Here is a 16,857-nt window from a genome sequence, read left to right as displayed (position 1 = left end):
TGGTACAAAATGAAGCTGAGAGACCTAGTTGAAAAAGCCGCGGCAAAAAACGCAAAAACCATTGCAGTGGCCCACGCAGCAGATAAAGAAGTGATCCAGGCCGTCAAAATGGCGGCAGAACACTTGTCGGCACGATTTTTACTGACGGGTGACAGCGGAAAGCTGAAAGAGCTTCTGGCAAATGAGCCGAAGTTCAATGCTGAAATCATCCACGCCGATTCACCCGAAGAATCTGCGGCAAAAGCAGTGCGCGCAGTGCGTGAACAAGAGGCGGACATTTTAATGAAAGGGAATCTCCCGAGCTCAACTCTTCTGAAATCGGTTTTAAACCGCCATGAAGGGCTTCGTTCAAAAAGGGTGTTATCACATGTAGCCGTTTTTGAGGTGCCGGACTATGACCGGCTGATGTATGTGACTGATTCAGCGCTGAACATTGCCCCGTCTCTTGAAGAGCTCGGGCATATTCTGCAAAATGCGGTTCATGTCGCACATTCAGTAGGGAACCCTATGCCGAAAGCCGCAGTCCTTGCCGCTATTGAAACGGTTAATCCGAAAATGGAGGCGACGCTGAACGCGGCTGCGATCGTCCAGATGTGCAACAGAGGACAGATTACCGGCTGCATTGCGGACGGACCGCTTGCTTTGGATAATGCCGTATCCCGAGCGGCTGCGCTGCAAAAAGGGATTTCCGGAAGCGTAGCGGGCCAGGCGGATATTCTCTTGGTTCCTTCAATCGAGGCCGGAAATATGCTTTATAAGTCAATGATTTATTTTGCGAAAGCAAATGTTGCTGCCGTCATCGCCGGTGCAAAAGCGCCGATCGCATTAACGAGCAGAGCGGATACCGCAGAAAATAAACTGTATTCAATTGCGCTTGCGATTTGCGCATCACAAGAACAGTAGGAGGAACGAACCTATGGAAATTTTTAAATATATGGAGACTTATGATTACGAACAATTGGTATTCTGCCAAGATGAACAATCCGGATTAAAAGCGATCATCGCGATTCATGATACGACGCTCGGCCCTGCACTCGGCGGAACAAGAATGTGGACATATGACAGTGAAGAAGCGGCGATTGAAGATGCACTAAGACTCGCAAAAGGCATGACTTATAAAAATGCGGCTGCCGGTTTAAACTTAGGCGGCGGGAAAACCGTTATTATCGGAGACCCGCGCAAAGATAAAAATGAAGAAATGTTCCGCGCGTTCGGCCGGTACATCCAAGGCTTAAACGGAAGGTATATTACGGCGGAAGACGTCGGCACAACCGTTGAAGATATGGACATCATTCATGATGAAACAGACTATGTAACCGGAATTTCTCCGGCATTCGGTTCATCAGGAAATCCGTCCCCGGTTACGGCATACGGCGTCTACAAAGGGATGAAAGCCGCAGCGAAAGCGGCGTTTGGCACTGATTCACTGGAAGGTAAAACAATTGCCGTGCAAGGCGTGGGAAATGTGGCTTACAATCTATGCCGCCACCTTCACGAAGAAGGCGCTTCTTTAATCGTAACGGATATCAATAAAGAATCTGTTAAACGTGCCGTTGAGGACTTCGGCGCCCGCGCAGTTGATCCCGACGACATTTACTCACAGGCGTGCGATATTTATGCCCCATGTGCTCTCGGCGCCGTCATTAACGATGACACGATTAAACAGCTGAAGGCGAAAGTCATTGCGGGAGCGGCCAATAACCAGCTGAAAGAAACACGTCACGGCGATACCATTCATGAAATGGGAATCGTATACGCTCCGGATTATGTCATCAATGCAGGCGGCGTCATCAATGTGGCCGATGAGCTTTACGGCTACAATGCTGAGCGGGCTTTGAAAAAGGTTGAAGGCATCTATGCAAACATTGAGCGGGTGCTCGATATTTCCGCGCGTGACGGCATTCCGACATACTTAGCGGCTGACCGTCTGGCTGAGGAACGAATTGAGCGCATGCGCCGTTCAAGAAGCCAGTTTCTGCAAAACGGCCAAAGTATATTAAGCAGACGATAGGAATTTGATCTGGAGGTATGAAAATGTTCGAAAAGGAAAAACGCATTCTCATTCTGAATCCAGGCTCAACATCAACGAAAATCGGTGTCTTTCACAATGAACGCTGTATCTTTGAAAAGACGCTGCGGCATCCCGAAGAAGAGCTGAAAACATTTAACAGCATTATCGACCAATACGAATTTCGAAAAATAAGCATTCTTGAGTCTTTGCACGAACAGGGCATCAACATTTCAAAGTTCGATGCCGTTTGTGCCAGGGGCGGCCTGCTCAGACCGATTGAGGGCGGCACATATGAAGTGAATGACGCCATGATCACTGATTTGAAAAACGGCTACAACGGCCAGCATGCTTCTAATCTGGGCGGAATTATTGCCAGGGAAATAGCTGACGGATTAAATATCCCCGCGTATATCGTCGATCCGGTCGTGGTGGATGAGATGACTCCGCTCGCTAAAGTATCAGGAATGCCTGAAATCAAGCGGAAAAGCATTTTCCATGCTTTGAACCAAAAAGCTGTTGCCCGTCAGGCGGCGGCATCCCTCGGCAAACGGTATGAACAGATGAAGATGATCGTCACTCATATGGGCGGCGGCACCACAGTCGGTGTCCATGATTGCGGACGGGTGACAGATGTCAACAACGGGCTTCACGGAGAAGGACCCTTCAGCCCGGAGCGCGCGGGAACCGTTCCGGCGGGTGATTTGGTGGAAATGTGTTTTTCCGGCAAGTATTCAAAAGCCGATATGATGAAAAAACTTGTCGGCACGGGCGGACTCTCCGGCTACCTGGGGACAATGGATGCGGTCAAAGTGGAAAAACGCATTCAGGCCGGAGATGAAAACGCGCGTCTCATTTATGACGCCATGGCTTATCAAGTAGCAAAAGAAATCGGGGCGGCAAGCGCCGTTTTAAAAGGAAAAGTAGACATTATCGTCCTGACGGGCGGATTGGCGTACGGGAAAAGTTTCGTATCCGCTATCAGATCGTACATAGATTGGATTTCGGATGTACTGGTGTACCCGGGAGAAAATGAACTGCAATCTCTCGCGCAAGGCGCGCTTCGGGTTTTAGCCGGTGAGGAGCAGTCAAAGCAATATCAGATCGGCGAAGGAGTGAAAACAAATGGCGACTGAGTATGATGTGGTCATTCTGGGCGGCGGCACAGGCGGTTATGTAGCCGCCATCAGAGCGGCCCAGCTCGGCTTAAAAACGGCCGTTGTAGAAAAAGAAAAGCTCGGCGGAACATGCCTGCATAAAGGATGTATTCCGAGTAAAGCGCTGTTAAGAAGCGCGGAAGTGTACCGAACCGCAAAGGAAGCGGCAGCATTCGGCATTGAAACGGAAGGTGTCTCCCTCCGCTTTGACAGCGTGCAAAAACGAAAGCAGGGAATCGTTGACCGGCTGGCCGGCGGTGTCGCCCACTTGATGAAAAAGGGGAAGATTGATGTATTCAACGGGTACGGACGTATGCTCGGCCCTTCCATCTTCTCACCTCTTCCCGGTACAGTTTCCGTCGAATACGCAAATGGTGAAGAAAACGACATGCTGATACCGAAACAATTGATTATCGCAACCGGTTCAAGGCCGAAAATGCTGCCGGGTTTGGAAGCAGACGGTACATATATTCTGACATCAGATGAAGCGTTAGAGCTTGAACGTCTGCCCCAATCCATGATGATCGTCGGCGGCGGTGTCATCGGAATTGAATGGGCATCCATGCTGAACGATTTCGGCGTCAATATCACTGTGATTGAATATGCGGACCGCATTTTGCCGACTGAAGACCGTGATATTTCAAGCGAGATGGAAAAACTGTTAACGAAAAAAGGAATTAAAATCGTGACGGGTGCGAAAGTGCTTCCGGATACACTGGAAAAAGCGGACGGCGTTTCAATTGCCGCTGAAAAGAATGGAAAAAAAGAAACGTATCACGCGGAACAAATGCTTGTTTCCATCGGCCGCCAGCCGAACATTGAAGGGATCGGCCTTGAAAACACGGACATTGAAGCGGAAAACGGTTCTATCATCGTGAACGAAGCCGGGCAGACGAAGGAATCGCACATTTATGCGATCGGTGATGTTGTCGGCGGGCTGCAGCTTGCGCATGTGGCCTCCCGTGAAGGCATCATTGCCGTTGAGCATATGGCGGGTCTTAATCCGGCTCCGCTTGATGCCGCTCTTGTGCCGAAATGCATTTATTCAAATCCGGAAGCGGCGAGCGTCGGTCTGACAGAAGAGGAAGCTCTTCGAAAAGGGCATGAACTGAAAATCGGGAAGTTTCCGTTCATGGCGATCGGAAAGGCTCTTGTATACGGAGAAAGCGACGGCTTTGTCAAAATCGTCGCCGATCGGAATACAGATGATATTCTCGGTGTTCATATGATCGGCCCGCACGTCACCGATATGATCTCTGAAGCGGGGCTTGCCAAGGTGCTCGATGCGACGCCTTGGGAAATCGGCCAGTCCATACATCCGCATCCGTCGCTGTCAGAAGCGATTGGAGAAGCTGCGTTAGCCGCAGACGGAAACGCGATTCATTTTTAAAAGGAAAGAAGGAGGGGTTTGAATGACTACAAACCGCCATCAAGCATTAGGGCTCTCTGACGAAGAAGCCGTTGAAATGTATAGAACCATGCTGTTAGCCAGAAAAATCGACGAAAGAATGTGGCTCTTAAACCGCTCGGGCAAAATTCCGTTCGTTGTTTCATGTCAAGGACAGGAAGCGGCACAAGTAGGCGCGGCCTATGCCTTAAACCGTGATACCGACTATGTACTTCCTTACTACAGAGATATAGGGGTTGTGCTTGCATTCGGTATGACTGCAAAGGATTTGATGATGTCCGGTTTTGCGAAAGCGGCTGACCCGAACTCAGGCGGAAGGCAGATGCCGGGCCACTTCGGGCAAAAGGAAAACAGAATCGTAACGGGCTCATCCCCTGTTACGACGCAGGTTCCTCATGCGGTCGGAATCGCGCTTGCGGGACGCATGGATAAAAAGGATATCGTCTCTTTTGTTACCTTTGGAGAAGGATCTTCCAACCAGGGGGATTTTCACGAAGGGGCAAACTTTGCCGCCGTGTATAAACTGCCGGTCATTTTCATGTGTGAAAACAATAAGTATGCCATTTCTGTCCCGTATGACAAACAGGTTGCGTGCGAGAAAATATCCGACCGGGCGGCAGGCTACGGCATGCCGGGAGTCACTGTTGACGGAAACGACCTGCTGGAAGTTTACCGGGTCGTAAAAGAAGCGCGCGAACGGGCATCTAAAGGCGAAGGCCCTACATTAATAGAAACGGTTTCCTACCGTTTGACGCCGCATTCCAGTGATGACGACGACAGCAGCTACAGAGAACGCGAAGAAGTAGAAGAAGCGAAGAAACAAGATCCGCTTCTTTTATACAAAGCATACTTGCAAGAAGCCGGGCTTCTAGGTGAAGAAGAAGAAAAGACCATGCTGGATGACATCATGGCTATCGTAAACGAAGCGACAGACGAAGCGGAGAAAGCGCCATACGCATCTCCTGAATCAACGCTTGATCACGTTTATGCGAAGTAGGGAGGAATACTTATGTCTGTAATGTCTTATATTGACAGTATTAATGCAGCAATGAAAGAAGAAATGGAAAGAGATCCGCGCGTGTTTGTTCTCGGGGAAGACGTCGGGAGAAAAGGCGGCGTGTTTAAAGCAACGGCGGGTCTCTATGAACAGTTCGGAGAAGAGCGCGTGATGGATACGCCGCTTGCTGAATCAGCGATTGCCGGTGTCGGGATCGGCGCCGCGATGTACGGCATGCGTCCGATTGCCGAGATGCAGTTTGCCGATTTCATTCTGCCTGCGGTCAACCAAATCATTTCAGAAGCGGCAAAAATACGCTACCGTTCAAACAATGATTGGAGCTGTCCGATGGTCATCAGAGCGCCTTACGGCGGCGGCGTGCACGGCGCGTTGTATCATTCCCAATCTGTGGAGGCCATTTTTGCCAACCAGCCGGGCCTTAAAATTGTCATGCCTTCAACTCCTTATGACGCAAAAGGGCTGTTGAAAGCTGCAGTCCGTGACGAAGATCCGGTGCTGTTTTTCGAACATAAGAGGGCGTACCGCCTGATTAAAGGCGAAGTCCCTGCGGATGATTACGTCCTTCCGATCGGAAAGGCGGATGTAAAACGCGAAGGCAGCGACATTACTGTTATTACGTACGGATTATGCGTCCATTTTGCTCTGCAGGCTGCCGAGCGTCTTGAAAAAGACGGAATTTCAGCGCACGTATTAGATTTGCGTACGGTTTATCCGTTAGATAAAGAAGCCATCATTGAAGCTGCTTCTAAAACGGGAAAAGTATTGCTGATCACGGAAGATACGAAAGAAGGCGGTATTATGAGCGAGGTCGCCGCCATTATTTCTGAAAACTGCTTATTTGATTTAGACGCGCCGATCAAGCGGCTTGCAGGTCCTGACGTTCCGGCAATGCCTTATGCGCCGACAATGGAAAAATACTTCATGATGAATCCTGACAAAGCAGAAGCCGCGATGAGAGAATTAGCGGAGTTTTAAAGACGTAAGGAGGTTTTTGACATGGCGATTGAACAAATGGCTATGCCTCAGCTCGGAGAGAGCGTGACGGAAGGGACGATCAGCAAGTGGCTGGTATCCCCCGGTGATCAAGTGAATAAATATGACCCCATCGCGGAGGTCATGACGGATAAAGTGAATGCGGAGGTGCCGTCTTCTTTTACCGGTACGATTACAGAACTTGTAGGAGAAGAAGGCCAGACTCTTGCAGTCGGCGAGATTATCTGCAAAATTGAAACAGAAGAAACGGAAACCGAAGAGGCGCCGAAGCGGGAAGAAGAGCAGAATACCCCTTCAGACACCGATGCAAACCGCCAAGGTAAAGATCAGTCAAATAAAGCGCGTTATTCGCCGGCCGTGCTCAGATTAGCGGGAGAACACGGCATTCAGCTTGAAGAAGTTGAAGGAACGGGTGCAGGCGGAAGAATTACGCGAAAAGACATTCAACAGATCATTGATTCGGGAATGAAGCAGAAATCGGAAGCACCGGCGCCGTCTGCTGTTCAAACAACGCAACAAGCGCCGAAACAACAGCAAAAACAAGCACCGGCACCCGCTCTGTCAGCCGGTGATATTGAAATTCCGGTTACAGGCGTCAGAAAAGCCATCGCCGCCAATATGCATAAAAGCAAAACAGAAATTCCGCATGCCTGGACGATGATGGAAGTCGACGTCACGAACATGACGGCGTACAGAAACAGCATTAAAGACTCATTTAAACAAAAAGAAGGCTTCAATTTAACGTTTTTCGCTTTCTTTGTAAAAGCGGCGGCGCAGGCTCTCAAAGAGTTCCCGCAGATGAACAGCATGTGGGCGGGAGACAAAATCGTCCAAAAGAAAGACATCAACATCTCCATTGCCGTTGCCACGGAAGATTCGCTGTTTGTTCCGGTTATTAAGCATGCTGATGAAAAAACGATTAAAGGCATAGCCAGAGAAATAACGGACCTTGCGAAAAAAGTGAGAAACGGAAAACTTACCGCGGAAGATATGCAGGGCGGCACATTTACCGTCAATAACACGGGATCTTTCGGCTCAGTTCAATCTATGGGCATTATCAACCATCCGCAGGCGGCGATTCTTCAGGTAGAATCTATCGTCAAACGTCCGGTTGTCATGAATAACGGGATGATCGCCGTTCGTGATATGGTTAATCTTTGCCTGTCTTTAGATCACAGAGTGCTCGACGGGCTCGTGTGCGGCCGATTCCTCGGACGCGTCAAAGAGATCTTAGAAAACATTGATGAACATACGTCCGTCTATTAAAAAAAAACTCCTTTTGCCCGGGCGGCAAAAGGAGTTTTTTTATTTTCATTGTGAATCCTCGGGAACAAGCATAGTGAGATGATGTTTTTTCACTTCGATCGTACAAGGTGTTGTTCCGTATACCTCGCCATCTGTATCCGCGTCCATTTCACGCCCGGTTTCGATTTCAATCCTGGAGGCCTGAATATAGGACAGCTCCCCTTTGAAATCATCAAATGAACCCTGCTCCATCGTCATCAGCTCCCGCAACGCGGCAAGGCTTGTGTTACGGCAGATTAACACATCGGCTAAGCCGTCCCGGAGGCTGGCATCAGGCAGGGGAACTCTGTTTGTCCCGATATAATGCCCGTTCATGACAAGCACCATTACGGCTTCGTCTTCTTTCACCTCGCCGTCAATCGTCAATTTGACAGGAAACGGGTTCGCGCTTGTCATCGTCCGCAAGGCGCTCGTGAAGTAGCTGATTTTACCAAGCCATGCTTTTTCAGTTTCATTGATATGGCTTGATGCTTCGGTGATCAATCCGATGCCCCAGAAGTTCAGAAAATAGCCGTCATCCGTTTTACAGACGTCAATCATCCGTTTATGTCCGGCCGCGAGCGCTTCAGCGGCCTTTTGAAGGTTTTGTGGGATGCCGAGCGCCCGGGAGAAATCGTTGCACGTTCCTCCCGGCAAAATGCCGACAGCGGGTCTGTGATCAAGCTTGCTGATGCTGTTGATGCATTGATGCACAGTGCCGTCCCCGCCTAAAATATATAAATGGTCAACTGAACTGTCGAGATTTTCACAATACTGACGGGCATCATCCTGATGTTTGGTCGGTTTAATCAAAAGTTCGTCAGCTGACTGGGCCAAAATGGGGACGACCGTGCCGAGCGTTTTATCAATCTGTTTTTGTCCGGCGTTTCCGTTATAAATTAATACTGCTTTCCGTTGGCTCATACGACTGCTCCTTTATTTCAGACAATCTCCTTAACAAGTTTCCCGTTTTTAAAAGGTCATAAACTTACATAGGGAACATAAAAGGGTCAAAAAACAATTGGTTATGAGCGGTGTCATTTGCCGATAGGGAGGTTCCTTGCTATCATAAGAAGAGATGATCAAAAAGGAGAGGTCCCAGTTGAATATGGATTTTAATTTATTTATGAATGATGTCGTGCGTCAAGCCCGCCAGGAAATCACGGCTGCCGGGTATACAGAGCTGAAAACCGCTGAGGAAGTGGACGAAGCGCTTTCGAAAAAAGGAACGACACTCGTTATGGTCAACTCTGTGTGCGGATGCGCAGGCGGTATTGCACGGCCTGCCGCGTACCATTCCGTACATTACGATAAACGCCCGGATCAGCTTGTGACGGTATTTGCCGGACAGGATAAAGAAGCGACAGCCAAAGCGAGAGAATACTTTGAAGGCTATCCGCCGTCCTCTCCGTCATTTGCCATTTTAAAAGACGGGAAAATCATGAAAATGGTGGAACGCCATGAAATTGAAGGCCATGAGCCGATGGCCGTCGTCACAAAACTGCAGGAAGCATTTGAAGAATATTGTGAAGAAGTATAAGTGAAAGAAAAACCCCGGAGCCGAGCGCTTGCGGGGTTTTTTTTATGGAATCTGTATAAATATAAATATTTATACATCGGCGTTCAGCTGTCACTAATCTGAAAAACAATGACTATAATAAACACAGAAAGGAAAATATATTTTTCAAAAATAGTATTGCATCACACTTAAAAAGTGTTTAAAATACAAGTTAACGAATAAATATTCAATTTTAAGAGATCAGTAGATATGGGGGAAATGAATCATGAAGAAATGGCTGTTGGTATTAGCTGCCGCATGTATCACCTTTGCGCTGTCCGCCTGCGGATCAGGCAATTCAGGCTCAGAGGGCGGAAAGAACAAGCTGATTATGGGTACATCGGCTGACTATAAACCATTTGAATATAAAGACGGCGATCAGATCACCGGGTTTGACGTTGATCTGGCAAAAGCTCTGGGCAAAAAGACCGGCTATGACGTTGAGGTGCAGGACATGGACTTCAACAGCCTGATTACAGCCTTGAAGTCCAAGCAGGTAGATATGATTTTATCTGGAATGACACCTACGCCGGAACGGAAAAAGCAAGTTGATTTTTCTGATATTTATTATACTGCTAACAATATGATTGTTACGAAAAAGGGAAGCAGCATTAAATCCCTGAATGATCTGAAAGGCAAAACCGTCGGTGTGCAGCTCGGCTCCATTCAAGAGGAAAAAGGCAAGAAGCTCGCTTCGAAATACGGTTTTCAGCTCGAAGACCGCAACCGGATCTCAGATTTAACCGAAGAGATCAAATCCGGGCGTTTTGATGCCGCGATTATCGAAGACATCGTAGCACAAGGCTATTTCAATTCAAATCAAGATCTGCAGGGCTTTGCGTCAGCAGATGCGAAATCAGACGAATCGGGCTCCGCGATTGCGTTCCGCAAAGACAGTGATCTGACAGCGAAGTTTAACAAAGCGCTGAAAGAAATGGAGAAAAACGGAGAAATCGAAAAACTGAAGAAAAAATGGTTCACCAACGAGAAATAAAAGAAAGCTCAACTTTTCGTTGAGCTTTTTATCTTGAATAAAGACAAAGGAGATCACACATATGAATTTGGATTTCTCAGCGACAATCCCCCAAATTCCTTTTATATTGGAAGGCCTTGCGGTCACATTGAAAATTGTGCTCGTTTCAGCGGTCATCGGTCTTGTATTAGGAATCGTGCTCAGCTTATTTAAAATCAGCACGATCAGTCCGCTGAAATGGATTGCGGATTTTTATACTTCGATATTCCGCGGCACGCCGCTCGTGCTGCAGCTGATGATCATCTATTTCGGTATGCCGCAGCTCCTCGGCTTTCAGATCGATCAATTTTGGGCGGCAGTCACCGCATTATCGCTCAATTCAGCCGCTTACGTCTCTGAAATTATCAGAGCGGGAATCAACGCAATTGACAAAGGACAAAAAGAGGCTGCCGTCGCTCTCGGCGTGCCGTACGGAAAAATGATGAAAGATCTGCTGCTGCCGCAGGCGTTTAAAAACATTTCTCCGGCTATTATTAACGAATTAATCACTTTAACAAAAGAATCGGCGATCGTCACAGTTATCGGTCTCGGCGACATTATGAGACGGGCCTACCAGTCCGGCGCCGCAACATACAACTATTTAGAACCTCTTATTGTGGCGGGCTTAATCTATTACGTGCTCGTTTTGATCTTAGCATTCATCGGAAAAGGCGTAGAAAGGAAGCTGAAAGCCAATGATTAAGGTCGACAACCTGTCAAAATCATTCGGGAAACATGAAGTACTGAAAAACATTTCAACACAGATCGAAGAAGGGGAAGTCGTCGCTGTCATCGGCCCTTCAGGTTCCGGCAAATCAACGTTTCTGCGCTGCTTAAATCTGCTGGAAACCCCGAGCGGCGGAACGATTGCCATTAAAGAAAACGAAATCACCGCAGCTAAAACGAATAAACTGAAAGTGCGGGAAAATATCGGCATGGTATTTCAGCATTTTCATTTGTTTCCTCATAAAACGGTGCTTGAAAATATCACATACGCGCCGGTCAGCGTAAAGAAAGAGTCTAAAAAGGAGGCGGAGGAAAAGGCGTGCGCTCTCCTTGAAAAAGTCGGACTGCTTGACAAACGGAACGACTATCCGAACCGTTTGTCAGGCGGACAGAAGCAGCGGGTCGCCATCGCGCGGGCGCTTGCCATGAATCCTGACATCATGCTGTTTGATGAACCGACCTCGGCTCTTGACCCGGAAATGGTCAAAGAAGTTCTTGAGGTGATGAAAGAGCTCGCGCAGACGGGTATGACAATGGTGATCGTAACGCACGAAATGGGATTTGCCAAAGAAGTCGCAGACCGCGTATTATTTATGGATGAAGGGACGATCGTGGAAGACGGGCAGCCGGAAGAATTTTTTCTTTCTCCGAAGTCAAAAAGAGCACAGGACTTTTTAGAAAAAATATTATAAAATATAACTGGAAGAAAAGAAGAAGAATGCTCTTCTTCTTTTTTTTGAGAAAGAAACAAACAGAATGGAGCAAGCAATGTTTAAAATCGGTTACCGCACACTAAAGACCGCACTTGGAACGGCGCTGGCCATTTATTTAGCCCAGCTGTTGCATCTGCAAAACTTCGCATCCGCAGGAATCATCACCATATTGTGCATCCAGATTACGCAAAAGCGGTCGCTTCAGGCCTCGTGGGCCCGATTTGCCGCCTGTTTATTGGCGATCGTCTTTTCATATGTCTTTTTCGGGCTGATCGGCTATTATCCGTTTGCGATCGGAATATTGCTGGTGCTGTTCATTCCGACTACAGTCGTTTTAAAAATAAACGAAGGGATCGTCACCAGCTCAGTAATCATTCTTCATTTATATATGTCCGGCGGCATTACGATGGCGTTTATCTGGAATGAGTTCCAGCTGATCACCGTAGGTATCGGCGTCGCACTGTTAATGAATCTGTATATGCCGAGCCTTGACAGAAAACTCGCGGCGTACCGGAAAAAAATCGAGGACAACTTTTCCGTCATTTTCGCCGAAATCGAACGGTATTTGTTAACTGGTGAGCAAGATTGGTCGGGGAAGGAAATACCGGAGACGCACCAGATGATTCAAGAGGCGAAAAACCTCGCCTATCGGGACGTGCAGAATCATATTTTGCGCCATGAAAATCTTTACTATCATTATTTTAAAATGAGACAGAAACAATTTGAAATCATTGAACGGCTGCTGCCGAAAATTACCTCTATTTCAATAACGGTGGAGCAGGGCAAAATAATCGCCCATTTCATCCGTGAATTAAGGGAAGCCATTCATCCCGGCAATACCGCTCATAAATTTTTAAAAAGACTTGCAGAAATGAGAACGGAATTTGAAGAAATGCCGCTCCCGGCAACGCGGGAGGAGTTTGAAGCGCGGGCGGCTTTGTTCCACCTCCTCGGTGAGATGGAACAATATCTCGTGATTAAAAGTTATTTCAAAGGCATCAAGCTGTAAAAAACATATGGATCAATCGCATGAGTCCTCCTTTCATTGGTCATTCTAATGAAAAAAGGAGGGGAGCCCATGCGATTTTTTTTATTGTCAGCCGCCCTGCTGCTGTCTCCGCTTTGGCCGCTTGGCGCAAACCCTTTGCCGGGTGACCCTTATATTATCGTCAATAAAGCCACAAATGCGCTTGCTGTTGTGAAGGATAACCGAATAGAAGGCATTTATCAGGTGGCGACGGGAAAAACGGATGATTTGACGCCTGAAGGAGAATTTACGGTAACGGTCAAAGCCGTCAATCCGTATTACCGGAAGAAAAATGTAAAGGGAGGCGCGCCGGAAAACCCGCTCGGCGTCCGCTGGATCGGTTTTGACGCGAAAGGCACCGACGGCAGGATATACGGCATTCACGGAACAAACAGAGAAGAGCTGATCGGGGGGTTTGTATCAAACGGCTGCATCCGTATGAAAAACCGGGATGTCATCCGTATTTTCCGGATTATCCCTCCCGGAACGAAAGTATTGATTACAAAAGAAAACCGCTCATTCGAGGACATTGCAATAGAGCGGAAAGCCCTCATAAAAAAGCAGGAAACCCCCTTGCAATGAGGCGCCTGCTTTTTTACCGCAAATACATCATAATGCCTGAGAGGAGGGTTGAAAGTATAAATACGCCTAAAATGACGATGACGGCGCTTTTCATAAATTTTTGAGACATTGTTTCACTCCTTAAGATTACTGTCTATCATTTTAACGTGTTTTGCTTGTATGAACAAGCCATATCCTATGGCGGAAAGCAGGTGGCCGCGCTATGAAAAAACTTGATCATGTCGGCATTGCTGTCAGCTCTATTGATGCCGCGAGAGGATTTTACGAACGGATGCTCGGGCTTACGTATATGGGAGACGAGCTGGTAAGCGGCCAAAATGTGAGAGTTGCTTTTTTAGAAGCGGGAGGCACAAAGCTTGAGCTGATTGAGCCGCTGTCGGACGCGTCTCCCGTCAGCTCTTTTTTACAGAAAAGAGGCGAAGGGCTGCATCATTTGGCATTCCGCTGCGCCGATATGAAGGAAACGATCAAGGAGCTTGAATCATGCCGCATGACTTTGATCCATCATGAACCGCAAAACGGCGCGGGCGGGAAGAAGTTCGCATTTCTCTCTCCAAAAGAGGCGAACGGGGTCCTGATTGAGCTTTGTGAAACAATAGAAAAAGGAGAAACTCAAGATGAGCATGAGTGATCATATCAGACACTTAAACGAAAGACGTTCCTTATTAACAAACGGCGGCGGAGCGGAAAAAAATAAAAAACAGCACAAAAAAGGCAAGCTGACGGCAAGAGAAAGAATTGACTATTTATTGGACGAAGACAGTTTTTCAGAGCTGCAGACGTTTGCCAAGAGCCGCATGCCCGGGTGCCGGAATGCTCCGGGAGACGGCGTCGTTACCGGATACGGCACAATTGACGGACGGCCCGTGTATTTGTTTGCCCATGACTTTACCGTACTCGGCGGGACGCTCGGCGAGACACATGCGGAAAAAATCGCGGCGGTGATGGATCTGGCGGCGAAAAACAAAACCCCGATCATCGGGCTGAACGACTCAGGTGGTGCGAGAATTCAAGAGGGTGTGGTATCATTAAATGGATACGGTCATATCTTTAGGCGCAACGTCCTTTACTCGGGAGTGATTCCGCAAATTTCTGTCATCCTCGGGCCGTGTGCCGGCGGTGCTGTTTATTCACCCGCATTGACGGATTTTGTGATTATGGCGGAACATACGTCGCACATGTTTATTACAGGCCCAAAAGTCATTGAACAGGTTACGGGTGAACAGATTGACGCGGAAAGTTTAGGCGGTGCGGGAATACATAATGTGATAAGCGGAAATGCCCACTATTCCGCACGAACGGAAAAAGAGGCTCTTTCCGCTGTGAAAACCCTGCTTTCTTATCTCCCGCACGGCGGACAGACGGCATCACCCGTTAAAAAGGAAGACGCCAGACCGTTATTAAACACCCTCGTTCCCGCGGACAGTTCGAAACCTTACGATGTGTTACAGGTAATAAAAGAGCTGGCGGATGACGGAACGTTTTTTGACATTCAGCCGTATTTTGCCAAAAACATTGTTGTCGGTTTTCTGAAACTCGGACGGCGTACAGTCGGTGTTGTCGCAAACCAGCCGAAACACTTGGCGGGGAGCCTCACGATTGATGCCGCTGACAAAGCGTCGAGATTCATCCGTTTTTGCAACGCGTTTCATATTCCGTTATTGACGATCGCTGATGTTCCGGGATTTCTCCCGGGCCTTCAGCAGGAACATGCGGGAATCATCCGTCACGGAGCAAAATTGCTGTATGCTTTTGCCGAAGCGACGGTGCCGAAAGTGACGCTCATCATCAGAAAAGCTTACGGAGGCGCCTATGTCGCCATGAATTCGAAAGGGCTCGGGGCAGATCTTGTATTCGCCTGGCCCAATGCGGAAATCGCCGTGATGGGAGCGGAAGGCGCGGCGTCGATTTTATACAGCAGAGACATACAGGCTTCTGACGACCCGGAGAAAACGAAGCGCGAAAAAAAAGCCATATACGAAAAGGAAAACGCCGGTCCGTATAAAGCGGCGGCCTGCGGAATGGTGGATGATATCATCCGGCCGGAAGACTCGAGGAAAAAATTGATTCAGGCATTTGACATGCTTGCGCATAAGGAAGAGGAAAGACCGAAAAAAAAGCACGGTAATATACCGCTTTAAACGGAGGGAACTGAAAATGGTAAACGAAAAACGTCTGCTTGAAGAATTTCTTGAACTCGTTCAAATTGATTCAGAGACAAAACATGAAGCGGAAATCAGCAAGGTGCTCAAACAAAAATTCACTGATTTAGGATTGAGTGTAAAAGAAGATGATACAAAAGAAGTGACGGGGCATGGAGCCGGCAACTTAATCTGTACGTTAAAGGGCACAAAAGATGCGGATACGATTTATTTCACATCGCACATGGACACGGTTGTCCCGGGCAAAGGCGTTAAGCCGATTGTGGAAGACGGCTATGTAAAATCCGACGGCACGACGATTCTAGGCGCTGATGATAAGACGGGTCTTGCCGCAATGTTTGAAGCCATTAAAGTGCTGAAAGAACAAAACATCGAGCACGGCACCATTGAATTCATTATCACGGCCGGAGAAGAATCGGGATTAGTCGGGGCAAAAGCAATGGATCGTTCAGACATTACCGCGAAATACGGTTTTGCGCTTGATTCAGACGGAAAAGTCGGCAACATTATTGTAGCCGCGCCGACACAAGCGAAAGTGAGAGCAACCATTTTCGGGAAAACGGCTCATGCGGGAGTAGAACCGGAAAAAGGCATCTCCGCGATTACAATCGCGTCAAAAGCGATCTCTAAAATGCCGCTCGGCCGTATTGATAAAGAAACAACGGCTAATATCGGACGTTTCGAAGGCGGCACGCAAACCAATATCGTCTGCGACCAGGTTGATATTCTGGCTGAAGCGCGTTCATTAGTGCCTGAAAAAATGGAAGCGCAAGTGCAGAAAATGAAAGAAGCTTTCGAATCTGCTGCAGCTGAGATGGGAGGCCGCGCGGAAGTGGACATCGCGGTCATGTATCCGGGTTTCAAATATCAGGACGGCGATCAGGTTGTGGAAGTCGCGAAAAAAGCGGCGGCAAAAATCGGCCGGCCGAGCGAACTTCAGACGAGCGGCGGCGGAAGTGACGCAAACGTCATTGCCGGCCACGGCATTCCGACAGTCAACCTGTCAGTAGGCTATGAACAAATCCATACGAAAAATGAAAAAATGCCGATTGAAGAGCTCGTCAAAACGGCGGAAATGGTCGTTGCCATTATCGAAACAGCGGCCAACTAAAAACGAAGCACCCAGTTGATTGGGTGCTTTTTTCATTCTTCATAATAATTGGCTTAAAGCCTTGCAGATACAAGAAAAAAACCCTGCCGGATAGGTTC

The 16,857-nt window shown here is 48.1% G+C and carries 18 protein-coding genes; 16 read left to right on the top strand and 2 right to left on the bottom strand.

Annotation, left to right across the window (positions count from 1 at the left end; all coding sequences use genetic code 11):
* The first annotated feature begins 9 nt into the window (after nt 1-9).
* The 7 genes from yqiS to RUW00_RS06525 are packed head-to-tail and all read left to right on the top strand — an operon-like array spanning nt 10 to nt 7,850.
* The gene (gene yqiS / locus RUW00_RS06555) at nt 10-903 is read left to right on the top strand and encodes a phosphate butyryltransferase (RefSeq protein ID WP_095272334.1); all 894 of its coding nucleotides are present in this window, start codon (nt 10-12) and stop codon (nt 901-903) included.
* Nucleotides 904-916: 13 nt separating this feature from the next.
* On the top strand, nt 917-2,011 hold the full coding sequence (gene bcd / locus RUW00_RS06550; protein WP_007612452.1) for a branched-chain amino acid dehydrogenase: 1,095 nt from the start codon (nt 917-919) through the stop codon (nt 2,009-2,011).
* A 17-nt stretch (nt 2,012-2,028) separates the two neighbouring features.
* Entirely contained in the window at nt 2,029-3,144 is a 1,116-nt protein-coding gene (buk, locus tag RUW00_RS06545) for a butyrate kinase (RefSeq protein ID WP_095272330.1), read from the top strand.
* The gene (gene lpdA, locus RUW00_RS06540; protein ID WP_014418337.1) at nt 3,134-4,555 is read left to right on the top strand and encodes a dihydrolipoyl dehydrogenase; all 1,422 of its coding nucleotides are present in this window, start codon (nt 3,134-3,136) and stop codon (nt 4,553-4,555) included. Before buk ends, lpdA begins: the two co-directional genes overlap by 11 nt.
* Nucleotides 4,556-4,577: 22 nt before the next feature.
* Nucleotides 4,578-5,570, top strand: a complete 993-nt coding sequence (locus tag RUW00_RS06535; RefSeq protein ID WP_032874085.1) for a thiamine pyrophosphate-dependent dehydrogenase E1 component subunit alpha — start codon at nt 4,578-4,580, stop codon at nt 5,568-5,570.
* A 12-nt stretch (nt 5,571-5,582) separates the two neighbouring features.
* Nucleotides 5,583-6,566, top strand: a complete 984-nt coding sequence (gene bfmBAB / locus RUW00_RS06530; protein WP_003153216.1) for a 3-methyl-2-oxobutanoate dehydrogenase subunit beta — start codon at nt 5,583-5,585, stop codon at nt 6,564-6,566.
* A gap of 21 nt (nt 6,567-6,587) precedes the next feature.
* A complete protein-coding gene (locus RUW00_RS06525; protein WP_280145306.1) occupies nt 6,588-7,850 on the top strand; it encodes a dihydrolipoamide acetyltransferase family protein in 1,263 nt (420 codons plus the stop codon).
* A 45-nt stretch (nt 7,851-7,895) separates the two neighbouring features.
* On the opposite strand, the gene RUW00_RS06520 is transcribed toward RUW00_RS06525, so the two are convergent.
* Complete coding sequence (locus RUW00_RS06520) at nt 7,896-8,792, bottom strand: YegS/Rv2252/BmrU family lipid kinase (protein ID WP_014418333.1); 897 nt, start codon at nt 8,790-8,792, stop codon at nt 7,896-7,898.
* Nucleotides 8,793-8,970: 178 nt separating this feature from the next.
* On the opposite strand from RUW00_RS06520, the gene brxB reads away from it, so the two are divergent.
* The 6 genes from brxB to RUW00_RS06490 all read left to right on the top strand — a co-directional run bounded on the left by brxB (nt 8,971) and on the right by RUW00_RS06490 (nt 13,486).
* Complete coding sequence (brxB, locus tag RUW00_RS06515; protein ID WP_003153223.1) at nt 8,971-9,408, top strand: bacilliredoxin BrxB; 438 nt, start codon at nt 8,971-8,973, stop codon at nt 9,406-9,408.
* A gap of 244 nt (nt 9,409-9,652) precedes the next feature.
* Entirely contained in the window at nt 9,653-10,420 is a 768-nt protein-coding gene (gene artP / locus RUW00_RS06510) for an arginine ABC transporter substrate-binding protein ArtP (protein WP_014418331.1), read from the top strand.
* A 61-nt stretch (nt 10,421-10,481) separates the two neighbouring features.
* Nucleotides 10,482-11,141, top strand: coding sequence for an arginine ABC transporter permease ArtQ (gene artQ, locus RUW00_RS06505; protein WP_003153227.1), 660 nt, complete (start codon nt 10,482-10,484; stop codon nt 11,139-11,141).
* Entirely contained in the window at nt 11,134-11,856 is a 723-nt protein-coding gene (artM, locus tag RUW00_RS06500; RefSeq protein WP_003153229.1) for an arginine ABC transporter ATP-binding protein ArtM, read from the top strand. The genes artQ and artM overlap by 8 nt, the downstream gene beginning before the upstream one ends.
* Nucleotides 11,857-11,932: 76 nt before the next feature.
* Nucleotides 11,933-12,886, top strand: coding sequence for an aromatic acid exporter family protein (locus RUW00_RS06495; protein ID WP_029326084.1), 954 nt, complete (start codon nt 11,933-11,935; stop codon nt 12,884-12,886).
* 69 nt (nt 12,887-12,955) lie between these two features.
* On the top strand, nt 12,956-13,486 hold the full coding sequence (locus RUW00_RS06490; RefSeq protein ID WP_014418329.1) for a L,D-transpeptidase: 531 nt from the start codon (nt 12,956-12,958) through the stop codon (nt 13,484-13,486).
* Between the two features lie 13 nt (nt 13,487-13,499).
* On the opposite strand, the gene prli42 is transcribed toward RUW00_RS06490, so the two are convergent.
* A complete protein-coding gene (gene prli42 / locus RUW00_RS06485) occupies nt 13,500-13,595 on the bottom strand; it encodes a stressosome-associated protein Prli42 (protein WP_007408390.1) in 96 nt (31 codons plus the stop codon).
* Between the two features lie 93 nt (nt 13,596-13,688).
* Between prli42 and mce the strand changes: the two genes are divergently transcribed.
* From mce to RUW00_RS06470, 3 genes are read left to right on the top strand one after another with little or no spacing between them, the layout of a single operon-like run.
* Nucleotides 13,689-14,117, top strand: a complete 429-nt coding sequence (gene mce, locus RUW00_RS06480; protein WP_280145305.1) for a methylmalonyl-CoA epimerase — start codon at nt 13,689-13,691, stop codon at nt 14,115-14,117.
* Complete coding sequence (locus RUW00_RS06475) at nt 14,104-15,627, top strand: acyl-CoA carboxylase subunit beta (protein ID WP_396334716.1); 1,524 nt, start codon at nt 14,104-14,106, stop codon at nt 15,625-15,627. Before mce ends, RUW00_RS06475 begins: the two co-directional genes overlap by 14 nt.
* Before the next feature lie 16 nt (nt 15,628-15,643).
* On the top strand, nt 15,644-16,759 hold the full coding sequence (locus RUW00_RS06470) for a tripeptidase T (RefSeq protein WP_003153237.1): 1,116 nt from the start codon (nt 15,644-15,646) through the stop codon (nt 16,757-16,759).
* The last annotated feature ends 98 nt before the right edge of the window (nt 16,760-16,857 follow it).

Origin of the sequence: Bacillus sp. IS1 (genome assembly GCF_032461585.1) — a bacterium.
GTDB classification, from domain to species: domain Bacteria; phylum Bacillota; class Bacilli; order Bacillales; family Bacillaceae; genus Bacillus; species Bacillus velezensis.
Note: the sequence above shows the minus strand (reverse complement) of the source record. Positions and strands in the feature narration are given on the sequence as shown.